This is a genomic window from Granulicatella balaenopterae (assembly GCF_900111135.1).
Classification (GTDB): Bacteria; Bacillota; Bacilli; order Lactobacillales; family Aerococcaceae; genus Granulicatella; species Granulicatella balaenopterae.
This window is the reverse complement of the sequence record NZ_FOGF01000048.1, coordinates 1-14,908: the sequence shown is the minus strand read 5'-3', so window position 1 is coordinate 14,908 and position 14,908 is coordinate 1. Positions and strand designations below refer to the sequence as shown.

Below are 14,908 nucleotides of genomic sequence, written 5' to 3'. Positions count from 1 at the left end.
TGATTAACTCTTTATTTTTTTAAAAGCCAATAAGCACATAAAAAATAGGATCAATGATTTTACTCATCAACCCTATAAATTATAGAACCTTTTTATTTTACTGAAATAGAGAAATAGGTAATAATAAGGAGATTGATATGGAAGGGGATAGACAAGCTGTGATTGTTTTAGCAGGGATGATTGGTGCTGGTAAGAGTACCTATACAGAAATGATAGCTAAAGAATTAGGTAGTACACCATTTTTTGAGAGTGTGGATGATAATCGTATTTTAGAGATGTTTTATGATGATCCGAAACGTTGGGCTTTTGCCTTACAAATTCATTTTTTAAATACACGTTTTAGAAGTATTAAAGATGCTTTACAAGATCGTAATAATGTATTAGACCGTTCAATTTATGAAGATGCATTATTTACAAAGATTAATTATGAAACAGGTAATATGAGTGATGCCGAAATGGATACTTATTTATCGTTATTAGATAATATGATGGAAGAATTAGCAGGTATGCCAAAGAAAGCGCCAGATTTATTAATTTATTTGCGTGGACCTTTAGAGATTCACTTAGATCGTATTAAAAAACGAGGACGTGATTATGAACAAATCACTGAAGAAAATCAAGAATTATTAGATTATTATAAGCATTTACATAGCCGTTATGATGATTGGTTTAATGAATATGATAAGAGTGAAACATTAGTCCTACAAATCGATGAATTAGATCTTGAGCGTGAAGAAGATCGCGTTGAAGTGATGCGTCGTATTCGTGAAAAACTTGATGAATTAGGAAATGAATAGCAAAGGAACGCCTAGGTCATGTTAAATAAGTCCTAGACGTTCTTTTATTTTTTTGCATTATTCGATAGCTCTATCAGTATTTTCACAGATAAAGATTGCACAACACTCCAGATTATCGTAAAATAATATAGATACTAATATGTAAAGGAATGATATTTTTGGCACAACTATTTTTTAAGTATGGAGCAATGAATAGTGGTAAATCAATTGAAATTTTAAAGGTTGCTCATAATTATGAAGAACAAAATAAAAAAGTCATGCTATTTACGAGCGCAATTGATAACCGTGATGAAGTTGGTTATGTCTCTAGTCGTATCGGTGTAAGACGTGAAGCGATACCAGTATTTGACGATACCAATATCTATCAAATGGTAAAAGCAAGCCACCTTGAAGAAGAAGTATATTGTGTCTTAATTGATGAATCACAATTTTTATCAAAAGAGCATATTATAGCCTTGACAAAGGTTGTTGATGAATTAGGTATTCCGGTAATGGCATTTGGTTTGAAGAATGATTTCTTAAATGAATTATTCGAAGGCTCAAAATATTTATTATTATACGCTGATAAAATTGAAGAAATTAAAACAATTTGCTGGTATTGCCACAAGAAGGCTAATATGAATATGCGAATGGTTGAAGGAAAGCCAGTCTATGCTGGAGAACAAATTCAAATTGGCGGTAATGAGTCTTATTATCCAGTTTGTCGTAAACACTATTTTAATCCACCTATTAAGGGGAATAATTAATACAAGAAAAGAGAATGGGAGCTGAAAAGATGTTTGATCAATTAGATTCGTTCATTATTCGTTATGATGAATTATCAGAATTATTAAGTGATCCGGAAGTTATTTCGGATACAAGACGTTTTATGGAATTAACAAAAGAGGAAGCTAATTTACGTCCAAAAGTAGAAACTTTTAAACACTATCAAACAGTAGTACAAGATATTACTGACACAGAAGAAATGTTGAATGAAGGCTTAGATAGTGAAATGGCAGAAATGGCTAAAGAAGAATTAGCTAGCCTTAAAAAAGAAAAAGTAGAATTAGAAGATAAAATAAAAATCTTATTATTACCAGAAGATCCAAACGATGGCAAAAACATTATTATGGAAATTCGTGGTGCTGCTGGTGGGGACGAAGCTGCTTTATTTGCAGGTGACTTATTCAATATGTACCAACGTTATGCTGAATCACAAGGTTGGCGTGTAGAAGTAATGGACGCTAATATTACAGGAATTGGGGGTTATAAAGAGATTATCTTTATGATTTCAGGAGATAATGTTTATTCTAAATTAAAATATGAATCAGGTGCGCACCGTGTTCAACGTGTTCCTTCAACAGAATCACAAGGCCGTGTTCATACATCAACTGCGACTGTTGTAGTAATGCCAGAAGCAGAAGAAGTCGAAATTGAATTAGAAGATAAAGATATCCGTGTTGATATTTACCATGCATCAGGTGCTGGTGGACAACACGTTAATAAAACGGCCTCTGCTGTACGTTTAACTCACTTGCCAACGGGAATTGTAGTTGCTATGCAAGATGAACGTTCACAACTAAAAAACCGTGAGAAAGCTATGAAAGTATTACGTGCACGTGTATACGATAAAATCTCACAAGAAGCACAGTCTGAATATGATGCAAATCGTAAATCTGCTGTAGGTACTGGTGACCGTTCTGAACGTATCCGTACGTATAACTTCCCACAAAACCGTGTAACTGACCACCGTATTGGCTTAACAATTCAAAAATTAGATCAAATCCTTTCAGGTAAAGTTGATGAAATTATTGATGCGTTAATCTTATTTGATCAAACTGAAAAGTTAGAGCAATTAAACAATGGCGGAATGTAATGTCAAAACGCTACAAGAAGTCCTTCGTTGGGCTTCTTCTTTTTTAAGAGAACAAATAAACTATACCGAAGAAGATAGTTTAGTGATTGCTAAGCGCTTAATCTGTCATGTGAAGGATTGGTCGATGTCCACTTTATATTGTCATTTAAGTGATGTTTATGAGAATTACCAAGAAGAATTATTACCTTATTTGAAGCAATTAGAACTTGGTCTACCTTTGCAATATGTGATGGGGTATGAAGAATTCTTTGGGCGTAACTTTATGGTTAGTGAAGCGACGTTGATTCCCCGTCCTGAAACAGAGGAATTAGTCCAATTAGCGCTTGATTATTTAGCAGGTAAATCTAGCCAACAAGTCGTTGAAATTGGTGTTGGAACAGGCTGTATTATTGAAACACTAGCTTTAGAATGTCCAGATAATCTGTATTTGGGAGTCGATTTATCTGCGGAAGCTTTAGCGATTGCCGAAAAGAATCGCCAACAATTCGAATTAACCAATCTAATGTTAAAAGAGAGTGATGTCTTTAGTGGGGTGCCGGTAGTAACAGAGGGGTATGATTTGGTGATTAGTAATCCACCTTATATTTCAGAAGATGAAACCAGCGTGATGGATCAACAAGTTATTGATTTTGAACCACATATGGCTTTATTTGCTGAGGAAGACGGCTTACTGATTTACCGTCAGATTGCTGAACAATTAGAAAGTTATTTAAAACCGACTGGCATTGCCCTTTTTGAGATTGGCTTCCAGCAAGGTGAAAGTGTTAAACAATTATTTCAAAAACATACGACTAAGCGCCACGTTGAAGTAGTAAAAGACTTAGCTGGCTTAGACCGCATGATTAAAGTATCAGAGAAAAAGAATTAAGGAGTAAGTAAAACGATGAAGACTGAAATCTATCAAAAAGATTCATTAGAACAAGCAGCTAAACAATTACAACAAGAAGAGGTAGTCGCTTTTCCTACCGAGACAGTCTATGGTTTAGGCGCAATTGCTAGTAGTCAAACAGCGGTAGAACGTGTCTACAAAGCAAAAGGACGTCCCAGTGATAATCCTTTAATCGTCCATGTCTCATCAGTCGAACAAGTGATTGATTCAGTAACTGATTTCCCGGAAATGGCTCAAAAATTAGCCGATAGCTTCTGGCCTGGACCTTTGACAATTATTTTACATCCAAAAGAGAATTTATTTGCTAAAGCTGTATCAGCGGGATTACCAACAGCTTCATTTAGAATGCCAAATCATCCATTAACATTAGAATTAATCGAACGTGTCGGTGAACCAATTGTCGGCCCAAGTGCTAATAAATCAACACGACCTAGTCCAACTAGTGCCCAGCATGTTCTAGATGATTTAGATGGCTTAATTAGTGGAGTAGTCGATGGTGGCGTAACTAGCGTGGGTGTCGAATCAACGGTCTTAGACTTAACAAGCCCATATGGACCAGTTATCTTACGTCCAGGTGTTATTACCAAAGAAGAAATCGAAGCCGTTATCGGGAAAATCGTTGATAAAGATGATTTAACCGTATCAGAAGCCGAAAAACCAAAAGCACCAGGAATGAAATATCGTCACTATTCACCAGTTAAACCAGTAGTAGCAATTGCTGGTGAGCAGGCTTTATGGCAAAAAGAAATGGACCAGCTAGTCGCTAAGGGAGAAAAAATTGCATTAATGGCTAATACAGAATTAGTAGCAGCATTCAAAGATGTAGCTAGTGCGACTTATACATTAGGAGAGCCAGGTGATATTACAGCGATGAATCGGTTGTTATTTGATGGCTTACGTGTCCTAGATAAGAGTGACTCAGATATTATCTTAGTTGAAGCTAGTCCTAAAGTTGGTCAAGGCTTAGCTTATATGAACCGTTTAGAAAAAGCAGCTGTAGAATATATTCAATAAAACGAATGAAGCAGTGCGCTTTGCTAAGAGAGTAGTCCTAACAAGTTAATCAGTGTGCTTCGTTTAGAGAGTAGTCCTAACAAGTTAATCAGTGCGCTTCGTTTAGAGAGTAGTCCTAACAAGTTAACCAGTGCGCTTCGTTTAGAGAGTAGTCCTAACAAGTTAACCAGTGTGCTTCGTTAAGAAAACAAATAACTGCTCGAAATGGGCAATGAGTAGAACCAAGCTAAATTCGTCATTCATGAGCAGATTTAAAGCAAAAAATGAGTGACTTATGCTACACTAAAAAGGAATAAATAAGGAGGTAGGTATTATGGTAAGAGATGAAGCAGTCTTTCAAGCAATTGAACAAGAATTCCACCGTCAACAAGATGGAATCGAATTAATTGCCTCAGAGAATTTTGTATCAAAACAAGTATTAGAAGCACAAGGAAGTGTCTTAACAAACAAATATGCAGAAGGCTATCCAGGTCGACGTTACTATGGAGGTTGTGAGTATATTGATGTGATTGAAAACTTAGCGATTGATCGTGTCAAAGAATTATTCGGCGCAGAATATGCTAATGTACAACCACATTCAGGTTCACAAGCCAATATGGCAGCCTATCGTGCGTTAATCAATAAAGGTGATAAAGTCCTAGGTATGGATTTAAATCATGGTGGACATTTAACACATGGCTTGGGCGTTAACTTTTCCGGTAAGGATTATGATTTTGTCTGTTATGGCTTGAACCAAGCAACAGAGATGATTGATTATGATGCATTGGAAGATTTAGCCTTAAAAGAACAACCAGCTTTAATCGTTGCCGGAGCATCCGCTTATGCACGCGAAATCGACTTCAAACGCATGAAAGAAATCGCTGATAAATGCGGCGCTAAATTAATGGTTGATATGGCTCATATTGCGGGCTTAGTTGCTAAAGGATATCACCAAAGTCCAATTCCATATGCAGATGTGGTAACCTCAACAACCCATAAAACATTACGTGGACCTCGTGGAGGGTTAATCTTAGCTAAAGCTGAATATGCTAAAAAATTAAATAGTGCCATCTTCCCAGGAATTCAAGGGGGACCATTAGAACATGTGATTGCTGCTAAAGCAGTTGCCTTCCATGAAGCATTATCACCAGAATTTGCTGATTATATCAAACAAGTGGTCTTAAATGCTAAAGCAATGGAAAAAGTATTTGTTGAAAGTAATATTCGTCCAATTTCAGGCGGAACAGATAATCATTTATTATTATTAGATGTCACAAAAACTGGCATGAATGGTAAAGAAGTACAAGATTTATTAGATACGGTTAATATTACGGTTAATAAAAATGCCATTCCATTCGATACATTACCACCAACAAAAACAAGTGGCATTCGTATTGGAACACCAGCTATCACAACACGTGGCTTTGATGAAAAAGCAGCCGCTAAAGTAGCTGAATTAATTGTTAAAGCGATTAAGCATCATGAAGATGAAGCAGCATTAGCTAATATTCGCCAAGAAGTTAGCCAATTAGTAGCACAATTTCCATTATATCAATAAATAAGATAAGCATTAGGAGTTAATGTTTTATCACTACAGTCAGAGTTTGCGCTCTGGCTGTTTTTTTTATTTTGGGGAAGAAGATTACTTAGAAAAAAGCGATTTTTCAGTAATAAAAATAAAAAAGAAGGAAAATAAATGAATTAAGTAAATAAAAGTAAGCTAAAATAATAAAAATAAATAGATAAAGGTATAAATCACGGTTGCGGTCGGGGGGGCGTGATAAAATAAGAAAAAGTATGTTCAGTATATAGTAGGAGGAATTAAGAATGAAAACGAACGAGACTAAAATGAAAAAAATGATGGTGAAAGGTGTTTGTTCAGTAGCTTTAGCTGGAACTGTATTTGGAACAGTAGCACCTATGGTAGAAAATAATGTAGCGATGGCAATTGAGACTGCTCCTGAGGACGGGATTGTATTATGGGATAACCATGGTGAACCCTCAGTAAAAGACTGGGCTGAAAACACGGTAGAACATTGTCCGGCAGAGTATTCTTAGGAAATGCTAAAATTAGAGTGATGTATCACATCCCAACCCAAGATACTTCTGGACAAGATGTCCAAGATTTAGTAACTGCTCCAGACGGTAACTTTACATATACTGTATCTAAAGATGTACCTGAGGGTGAAGTTAGTGTAATGGTTTTTGCCGCAAATGGGCAGCAAATAGGATTGGATAGCCATTGGTTAGAAGAAGGGTTAATTGCCGATAATAACGGTGGAGATGTAACTCCAGAACCAGAAAAACCTTCTGTACCAGATAATGGTGGGGACGTAACTCCAGAACCAGAAAAACCAGAAGTACCAGATAACGGAGGAGATGTAACTCCAGAACCAGAAAAACCAGCTGAAAAACTAGCCGTAACTCCAGTAGCAAACAATGAATCAGCAACAAACCAACAACCAACATATAACACAGGTGAAATCTTAGCCAAAACAGCAACAACTAACAATAGTGTTATTTTAGCAGCTATTGGTGGTATTGCATCATTAGTAATGGGATTAGAAACATTAATCTCACGCAAAAAATAATCACAAACAACAATTAACAATCAACAAACACATACTTTTTTAAGCGCATCCTCGTGATGTGCTTTTTTTATAGAATAAGGGGGCGTAAAACCTCGTGGTCTTGTACCCGAGGTAGTTCAATAGTAAGCGAATAGTTATAAATTTGTGGCGAAAACCCACATGCTTGCGCGTGGGAGCAGTCAGTAGAAAGCCAAAAACGCAAAAAACTCAATTCTATTTGCAAAAATGAGCAGAAATGCAAAATAGATTGCTGAAACCGGCGAAAATTCAATTCTATTTGCAAAAATAAGCAGAAATGCAAAATAGATTGCCGAAAACGGCAAAAACTCAATTCTATTTGCAAAAATGAGCAGAAATGCAAAATAGATTGCTGAAACCGGCGAAAATTCAATTCTATTTGCAAAAAATGGCAAAAATGCAAAATAGATTGCTGAAAACGGCGAAAACTCAATTCTATTTGCAAAAAATGGCAAAAATGCAAAATAGATTGCCAAAATCACCAGAAATTCAATTCTATTTGCAAAAAAAGGCAAAAATGCAAAATAGATTGACAAAATAGCCAAAAATTCAATTCTATTTGTAAAAAACGTCGAAAATTAAAAATAGACTGCCAAAAACTGCGAAAATCCAATTCTATTTGTAAAAAATGTCAAAAATTAAAAATAGACTGCCAAAAACTGCAAAAATCTAATTCTATTTGCAAAAAACGGCGAAAATTGAAAATAGAATGGCAAAAACGGCGAAAATTCAATTCTATTTTCAATGTAAACGCTATAATGCAATTTACAAAAAAATAGCAAAATATTAAAAGTAACCATCTTTCTTTCCACAACGTTTTTTCGTTGGCAACTAAGAATTGTGGTGGAGCGGGCATATTAAAAACCACCTAATGAATAAAAACTCATTAAGTGGTTTAAGGGGTAATCTTATTTAGTTAGCATTATTTAGCTTCTAATTCGTCTGTTAATGTGTATAATTGATCAACTAATTCGCCAACATAAGCAATTGCTTCGTTTAATGGTTCTGCAGTTGATACATCGCAACCGGCAAATTTACATAAGTCTTTAGCAGACATGCTGCCACCTTTCGCTAATGTATCTAACCAGCGTTGTGCGTGTTCTGGATCTTTTTCAATCTTATTAGCAATGGCTGTTCCGATTGTTAAGCCAGCAGAATAAGTGTATGAATATAATCCCATGTAGTAGTGAGGTTGACGCATCCATGTTAATTCAGCGCCTTCGTTAATTGTTAAGCTATCGCCGAAGAATTCTTCCATCACTTCACGTTTCACTTTAGATAAGACGTCAGCATTTAGCATTTCATTGTTATCAACCATTTTGTAAATACGGTCTTGGTAGACAGCTTCTAAATAGTGAGTAACCATATTATGGAAATAAGTACGACTAATCATATTACTAATGACCCAACGTTTGAAGCGAGGGTCTGTGTTTGTTTTTAGTAAGTAGTTAGAAACGATTACTTCATTACATGTTGATGGTGATTCAACAAAGTATAAAGCACAATCAAAGTTTAAGATTGATTGGTGACGTCCAGCATTCATAAAGTGGTAAGCGTGACCTAATTCATGAGCTAATACGAATACTTCATTCATTTTACCTGTCCATGATAATAGGATATAAGCGGCTACGTCTTTTACAGTTGCGCAGAATCCGCCAGTGCTTTTACCAATATTTTGTGGGAAGTCAGTCCAGCGTTTGTCATAGCTTTCGTCGACTAAATCTAAATAATCTTGACCTAAACCAGCAAAGGCTTTTTTCAAGTAGTCGCGTGATTCGTCAATTGTCATATCAACTTCAAAGTCAGGATCTAAGTTGATTTTACAGTCAGCAAATTGCATATCTGGAATATTGTGAACTTTTCCTAATAATTTGATATAACGTCTGATATGTGGTGCTAAGTCAGTCATTAATGTTTTGATTTGGCGGTCATATAATTCACGGTCGCCATCTTGTTGGTCTAATAAATAATCAATGACGCTATCATAACCACGCATAGTAGCTAATAATTTTTCACGTTTAATCGTTGAGATATATTCATTAGCAGTTGTATTTTTATAAGCGTTTAATGTTTTATAGAAACTTTCAGCAGCGCCACGACGAACTTTTGTATTATTGTCCATTTCATGTAAGTTTTCATATAGGACATAGCTGTTTTCATAAGTTTTGCCGTCTACTTCGAATGAGTCAAAAGTCATATCTTCGTGTTTTGTTACTTCATATAATTGATAGAAGTTGGGTAAGTTATTTAAACTTGCTAAGGCTTGTTCTACTTTAGGGTCTAACATATGAGCTTTTTGTTTGTTGATTTTTTCGAAATAATAGGCTAGGTCAGGACGTTTAGTTGCTACGAATTCTTCAGTGACTTCAGCAGATAATTCTGTTAAAGCGACATCAAAGAAACTCATATTAGCTGCCCAGATAGTAGCAGTATTTTGGAATAGAGTTGCGTTTTCTACGACAGTTGGGTTGAAACGATCAACAGTCATTGGTAATTCAGCATAGTGTGACAGTTTGTAGAATTCTTCGTAAAGCACTTCAAATTCTGTAATCGCATCTTCTAAATTTTCTACGTTAGTCACTTTGCCGGCAAATTTTTGGTTAAATGCGACAACTGCTTCCTCCATTTTTTTAAGTGCGGCTGCAAAGGCTGCATCATCTTGGTACATTAGGCTCATATCCCAAGTATATTCTTGGTTTACGGCACTTCTTGGTTTTAAAGTATTATCACTCATTGTATCCCTCCATTAATTTTTTATGTTAAAAATATTATAAATCAATTAGAAAAGAAAATCTATTCCTTAAATAAAAATATTACAATTACGAATTTTGGTGGGGTTTAGCTTTTCAAACGCTTGTTAATACCTTATAATAGAAAAGTATGTAAAAAACAGATTTGTGATAAATAGGAGAATATATATGACATTAGAAAAAGAAGTAGCATCACGCAAGACCTTTGCGATTATTTCCCATCCCGATGCAGGGAAAACAACCATTACAGAACAATTGCTTTTATTCGGTGGCGCAATACGTCAAGCCGGTACAGTAAAAGGTAAAAAATCAGGCAAATTCGCTAAATCAGACTGGATGGAAATTGAAAAGCAACGTGGTATCTCAGTAACTAGTTCCGTAATGCAAGTAGAATATGACGGTTTCCAAGTAAATATTGTGGATACACCAGGACATGAGGATTTCTCAGAGGATACTTACCGTACATTAATGGCTGTAGATAGCGCCGTAATGGTGATCGATAGCGCAAAAGGTATCGAACCACAAACAAAAAAATTATTTGAAGTATGTAGTATGCGTGGCATTCCAATCTTCACTTTCATCAACAAACTTGACCGTGATGGACGTGAACCGTTAGAATTAATCGCTGAATTAGAAGAAGTATTAGGAATTGATGCTTATCCAATGAACTGGCCAATGGGGATGGGAAAAGGATTCTTAGGGTTATATGATTTATATAATAACCGTGTAGAATTAACTCACCCAGAATTAAATGGCGATAATGACTTCTTACCATTGAATGAAGATGGCGAAGTAGATGGCGACTTTGAATTCAAAAAATCATCAATCTATGACCAAGCTTTAGAAGATGCCCAATTATTAGTAGAAGCTGGCAATGAATTTTCTGAAGAGAAGGTTGCGGCTGGTAAATTAACACCAGTATTCTTTGGGTCAGCCTTAACAGGTTTTGGTGTACAAACATTCTTAGATGCGTTTATTGATTTTGCACCAAGTCCTTCAGCTAAGAAGACAGAAGACGGCGAATTAATTGAACCATTAGAAGAACAATTTACTGGATTCATCTTCAAAATCCAAGCAAATATGAACCCAGCTCACCGTGACCGTATTGCCTTTGTGCGTATTTGTTCAGGTGAATTCACACCAGGAATGGACGTTACTGTTACTCGTAGCAAGAAAAAAATGAAATTATCACACACAACTCAATTTATGGCGGATAATCGTGAGACTGTTCGTACGGCAGTTGCTGGTGATATTATCGGTCTATATGATACTGGTAACTTCCAAATTGGCGACACGATTTTCAGTGGTAAAAAAGCTGTTCAATTTGAACCATTACCACAATTTACACCGGAATTATTTAATAAAGTAGCGGCTAAAAACGTCATGAAACAAAAATCATTCCACAAAGGTATCGAGCAATTAGTTCAAGAAGGTGCGATTCAATTGTACAAAACTTACCATACTGGCGAATATATCTTAGGTGCAGTTGGTCAATTGCAATTTGAAGTATTCCAATATCGTCTATTAAATGAATATAATGCCGAAGTTACAATGACTCCAATGGGCTCTAAAATTGCGCGCTGGATTGATGAGGAAGATTTAGATCCAAATATGTCTTCAAGCCGTAACTTATTATGTCGTGACCGTTTCGATCAACCAGTCTTCTTATTCGAAAACCGTTTTGCAATGAACTGGTTCGCTGACAAACACCCAGACGTAGAACTAAAATCATTATTATAGAAGAAAACGCACAATTTACGCGAATCTTTTGATGAATATTCACTAAAAAGCGAACAATTAAAAATAAAATAATTTATGAACCGTTTCCTAATTGGTAGGGAGCGGTTATTTTTTTATCGATATATAACTAAAAAATAGTGATAATAAAGTGACAAAATAAGGTATTTGTCCAAGATATGACATTTTACTTTAAATTCGGATTGAGGTAGAATAGATAAGGAGAGTGTGGTTGATAAAGGTTAGATATGAGATATTTAGCTTGGATTTTCCGAAACAATCCAGAAACATTATAGTCTACCATGAAAAGGGGAGTTTTAATATGTTTGAAGTAAAAGTATTTGATTATGAAGATATCCAATTGATCCCGAATAAGTGCATTGTAACGAGTCGCTCGCAATGTGACACAACCGTTACTCTAGGAAAGCACTCATTTAGATTGCCGGTTGTACCAGCTAATATGCAAACCATCATTGATGAACCGATTGCTGAATTTTTGGCTGAGAATGGTTATTTCTATATTATGCATCGTTTTGATGAAGAAGCTAGAATCCCATTTATTAAAAAAATGAAAGATCGTGGCTTGATTTCCTCAATTAGTGTAGGGGTGAAAGCTCACGAATATGCCTTTATTGAAGAATTAGCAAAGACAAATCTAGTGCCAGACTATATTACAATTGATATCGCTCATGGCCACTCTCAAACTGTTATCGAGATGATCCAACACATTAAAAAGCATTTACCAGATACATTCGTCATTGCTGGAAATGTTGGCACACCTGAAGCCGTTCGTGAATTAGAAAATGCTGGAGCTGACGCAACTAAAGTTGGTATTGGACCTGGTAAAGTATGTATCACAAAGATTAAGACAGGATTTGGTACAGGAGGTTGGCAATTAGCTGCTTTACGTTGGTGTTCAAAAGCTGCTCGCAAACCAATTATTGCAGATGGCGGAATCAGAACCCATGGTGACGTCGCTAAATCAATTCGCTTTGGCGCAACAATGGTGATGATCGGTTCATTATTCGCTGGACACGAAGAATCTCCAGGTGAAACAACCATGATTGAAGGCCGCTTACATAAAGAATACTTCGGTAGCGCTTCAGAATTCCAAAAAGGCGAAAAACGTAATGTCGAAGGTAAGAAAATGTTCGTACCATTCAAAGGTTCATTAAAAGATACCTTAATTGAAATGGAACAAGATTTACAATCATCAATTTCTTATGCCGGTGGAACAGACATAGAAGCCATCCGCAAAGTCGATTACGTAATCGTTAAGAACTCAATCTTTAACGGCGACCAAATATAAATCTACAACAACTAATAAAAAGTAGGATAACAATCCATCAATATACAAATGACTATCAAAACTAGTACACCTCATCACCAGTGAGAAGCTAGTAGTGTTAGTCATTTTTTTAGTTCCAAAAGGTGATATAATATAAGTAGAAAGATAATCAAATAGTAGCTTGTGAGTGTAGATAATTCAGACTAATTAGGATGTAATAATTAAAAGGGGATGAGGAAATGGAAATAGTTGCTATTATGTTACCGGTCGTCGCATCGATATTTGGTACAATTGTCTTAATACGTTCAGCGCAAAAAAATGAAACTACCCAAAACTATATGATAGAAGGCATGGTTATCGGTATGTGCTTAGGTCTAGGCATCCAAATCATCGGAGTACCAGCTGGAGTAGGATTAGGAATGTTAATGGGAATGATCATTGGCATCAATATCAAAAAGAAAAAAGTTAAATAAGATAATATAAAGTAGCTAGGGAATGATATGATTTTCCTTAGCTACTTTATATAGAACCAACTTGCCGAACTATCTGGAACCACCGCAGCGAACTATATCGAATAGCATGAATGAAGCCACAAGAGAAAAATTTGCATACTGAATAAATATTTGTTATAAATTTGTGGCGAAAAACCACATGCTTGCGTGGTGTGGTCTGAAAGCTGATTCTCTTTAACTTGACAATAGTATAGAATAAATATATAATTATATGTATATGTTAATAAGGGAGCTTGATTGTACTTCCTTGCTGAAAAGCAGAAATTTACCGCTAATGTGGTCGCCTGACTGCTTGGTAATGAAAGTTCTGATTCAAATAGATTTACGCTTGTAATTCCGCAGTCTGAAAATGATGTACGATTACAAGCTACACTTGACAATCAGAATCCCACAGCTTGTCCGTGGGAGCAGTCAGTATTAGATGTAACCCTTTATTGGGGCCGTTACGGATTCGACAGGTATAGGTCGAGCTTTCATTGCATTTCGTAGGTTACGGCTACGTAAAAACGTTACAGTTAAATATAACTGACAAAACACAAACAAACACTTTAGCTTTCGCAGCGTAATAACTGCTAGCTAAGATCTGCCAGGCATCGCCCATGTGCTCTGTTCCAGGTCCTATAATCAGTGGGATACGATTGATTTTTCCGTCTGTCTAAATCAATAAGAGATCATCAGGCTAGCTTGTTAGAATGCTCGTTTATCGGCTACTACCAAGCGAAACATTAAATCGATAAACTATGATTGTAGACGTGAAAGTGGCGATATATTTGGACAGGGGTTCGACTCCCCTCGGCTCCATTCTAAATCGCTAGAATGGAAGCGACAGTCTTGTTCATAAGGAGCAAGGCTTTTTTTATGCTTTTAGCACTCATAAGGACAATTTACTAAAAAGGTAGTAGTACAAAAGAGAGGTATGTTAATGTATCGCAAATAGTATTCAATGAAAGAGAAGGTCAAAAGTGGGTGACGGTTTGTAGTAACGGTTCGTAGTATGACTTGTGATAGTGAAAGCAATTTATGAAAATATAACCGATTTTATAGATATAATGTAAAAAACGAAAAAATGAAAAAGTTTTAAAAACGTATTGACACTATAGATAATTTCATGATAATATTACGTTACTGTTTGAGAAACGCAGGAAACATGAAAAAGAAATACAAAACAAATTAATTAAATTTGAAAAAAGTTTCAAATAAGTGTTGACAACAATCAATAAAATAAGGTATTATAATTTTACTGTTTGAAATAAACAGAAAACATTTTCCAAAGAAAAACTTTTAAAAATAATTTTTAAAAATATTTTCAAAAAGTGTTGACAAGTTAAATCGAACATGTTATTATTTAGAAGTTGTCACAAAGACAGCGAATTGAACTTTGAGAATTGAACAAAGAAGACGAACCAAATGTGTAGGGGCTTCATTTTAAATGAAGCAAACTATCAATTTCTTTTTATAATAGAAATAAAACAAATATA

General features: G+C 35.6%; 13 protein-coding genes and 1 other RNA gene. 13 read left to right on the top strand and 1 reads right to left on the bottom strand.

Annotation, left to right across the window (positions count from 1 at the left end):
• Positions 1-137 precede the first annotated feature (137 nt).
• From BMX09_RS08785 to BMX09_RS10130, 9 genes are all read left to right on the top strand, one after another.
• Entirely contained in the window at positions 138-797 is a 660-nt protein-coding gene (locus BMX09_RS08785) for a deoxynucleoside kinase (protein WP_089747783.1), read from the top strand.
• A gap of 158 nt (positions 798-955) precedes the next feature.
• The gene (locus BMX09_RS08780) at positions 956-1,543 is read left to right on the top strand and encodes a thymidine kinase (RefSeq protein ID WP_089747781.1); all 588 of its coding nucleotides are present in this window, start codon (positions 956-958) and stop codon (positions 1,541-1,543) included.
• A 29-nt stretch (positions 1,544-1,572) separates the two neighbouring features.
• Positions 1,573-2,652, top strand: coding sequence for a peptide chain release factor 1 (gene prfA / locus BMX09_RS08775; RefSeq protein WP_089747786.1), 1,080 nt, complete (start codon positions 1,573-1,575; stop codon positions 2,650-2,652).
• Positions 2,639-3,520, top strand: coding sequence for a peptide chain release factor N(5)-glutamine methyltransferase (gene prmC / locus BMX09_RS08770; RefSeq protein ID WP_089747778.1), 882 nt, complete (start codon positions 2,639-2,641; stop codon positions 3,518-3,520). The genes prfA and prmC overlap by 14 nt, the downstream gene beginning before the upstream one ends.
• Positions 3,521-3,535: 15 nt before the next feature.
• Entirely contained in the window at positions 3,536-4,555 is a 1,020-nt protein-coding gene (locus BMX09_RS08765; protein ID WP_089747775.1) for an L-threonylcarbamoyladenylate synthase, read from the top strand.
• A 313-nt stretch (positions 4,556-4,868) separates the two neighbouring features.
• The gene (locus tag BMX09_RS08760) at positions 4,869-6,092 is read left to right on the top strand and encodes a serine hydroxymethyltransferase (RefSeq protein WP_089747774.1); all 1,224 of its coding nucleotides are present in this window, start codon (positions 4,869-4,871) and stop codon (positions 6,090-6,092) included.
• A 269-nt stretch (positions 6,093-6,361) separates the two neighbouring features.
• Positions 6,362-6,592 carry a hypothetical protein gene (locus BMX09_RS08755; protein WP_089747772.1) on the top strand — a complete coding sequence of 77 codons (231 nt, stop codon included), beginning with the start codon at positions 6,362-6,364 and terminating at the stop codon, positions 6,590-6,592.
• Between the two features lie 17 nt (positions 6,593-6,609).
• Positions 6,610-7,125 (top strand): hypothetical protein, encoded by a 516-nt coding sequence (locus tag BMX09_RS08750; protein ID WP_143054399.1) that lies wholly within the window; start codon positions 6,610-6,612, stop codon positions 7,123-7,125.
• A gap of 406 nt (positions 7,126-7,531) precedes the next feature.
• Complete coding sequence (locus BMX09_RS10130) at positions 7,532-7,684, top strand: hypothetical protein (protein ID WP_177159597.1); 153 nt, start codon at positions 7,532-7,534, stop codon at positions 7,682-7,684.
• Positions 7,685-8,065: 381 nt separating this feature from the next.
• Here BMX09_RS10130 and pepF read toward each other — a convergent pair whose 3' ends face one another.
• The gene (gene pepF, locus BMX09_RS08735; RefSeq protein WP_089747763.1) at positions 8,066-9,877 is read right to left on the bottom strand and encodes an oligoendopeptidase F; all 1,812 of its coding nucleotides are present in this window, start codon (positions 9,875-9,877) and stop codon (positions 8,066-8,068) included.
• A 184-nt stretch (positions 9,878-10,061) separates the two neighbouring features.
• Here pepF and BMX09_RS08730 point away from each other — a divergent pair, with 184 nt between their 5' ends.
• The 4 genes from BMX09_RS08730 to ssrA all read left to right on the top strand — a co-directional run bounded on the left by BMX09_RS08730 (position 10,062) and on the right by ssrA (position 14,234).
• Complete coding sequence (locus BMX09_RS08730; RefSeq protein ID WP_177159596.1) at positions 10,062-11,633, top strand: peptide chain release factor 3; 1,572 nt, start codon at positions 10,062-10,064, stop codon at positions 11,631-11,633.
• Between the two features lie 319 nt (positions 11,634-11,952).
• Positions 11,953-12,939, top strand: coding sequence for a GMP reductase (guaC, locus tag BMX09_RS08725; RefSeq protein ID WP_089747761.1), 987 nt, complete (start codon positions 11,953-11,955; stop codon positions 12,937-12,939).
• Positions 12,940-13,157: 218 nt separating this feature from the next.
• On the top strand, positions 13,158-13,391 hold the full coding sequence (locus BMX09_RS08720) for a hypothetical protein (RefSeq protein WP_089747759.1): 234 nt from the start codon (positions 13,158-13,160) through the stop codon (positions 13,389-13,391).
• 475 nt (positions 13,392-13,866) lie between these two features.
• Positions 13,867-14,234: a transfer-messenger RNA gene (gene ssrA / locus BMX09_RS08715) on the top strand.
• Positions 14,235-14,908: the final 674 nt, after the last annotated feature.

What these genes read in the sequence shown, in the direction of transcription:
- BMX09_RS08755 (WP_089747772.1), top strand. Translation starts at nt 6,362, where the DNA reads ATGAAAACGAACGAGACTAAAATGAAAAAAATGATGGTGAAAGGTGTT.
- BMX09_RS08720 (WP_089747759.1), top strand. Translation starts at nt 13,158, where the DNA reads ATGGAAATAGTTGCTATTATGTTACCGGTCGTCGCATCGATATTTGGT.
- guaC (WP_089747761.1), top strand. Translation starts at nt 11,953, where the DNA reads ATGTTTGAAGTAAAAGTATTTGATTATGAAGATATCCAATTGATCCCG.
- BMX09_RS08785 (WP_089747783.1), top strand. Translation starts at nt 138, where the DNA reads ATGGAAGGGGATAGACAAGCTGTGATTGTTTTAGCAGGGATGATTGGT.
- BMX09_RS08730 (WP_177159596.1), top strand. Translation starts at nt 10,062, where the DNA reads ATGACATTAGAAAAAGAAGTAGCATCACGCAAGACCTTTGCGATTATT.
- BMX09_RS08765 (WP_089747775.1), top strand. Translation starts at nt 3,536, where the DNA reads ATGAAGACTGAAATCTATCAAAAAGATTCATTAGAACAAGCAGCTAAA.
- prmC (WP_089747778.1), top strand. Translation starts at nt 2,639, where the DNA reads ATGGCGGAATGTAATGTCAAAACGCTACAAGAAGTCCTTCGTTGGGCT.
- BMX09_RS08760 (WP_089747774.1), top strand. Translation starts at nt 4,869, where the DNA reads ATGGTAAGAGATGAAGCAGTCTTTCAAGCAATTGAACAAGAATTCCAC.
- BMX09_RS10130 (WP_177159597.1), top strand. Translation starts at nt 7,532, where the DNA reads ATGGCAAAAATGCAAAATAGATTGCTGAAAACGGCGAAAACTCAATTC.
- prfA (WP_089747786.1), top strand. Translation starts at nt 1,573, where the DNA reads ATGTTTGATCAATTAGATTCGTTCATTATTCGTTATGATGAATTATCA.
- pepF (WP_089747763.1), bottom strand. Translation starts at nt 9,877, where the DNA reads ATGAGTGATAATACTTTAAAACCAAGAAGTGCCGTAAACCAAGAATAT.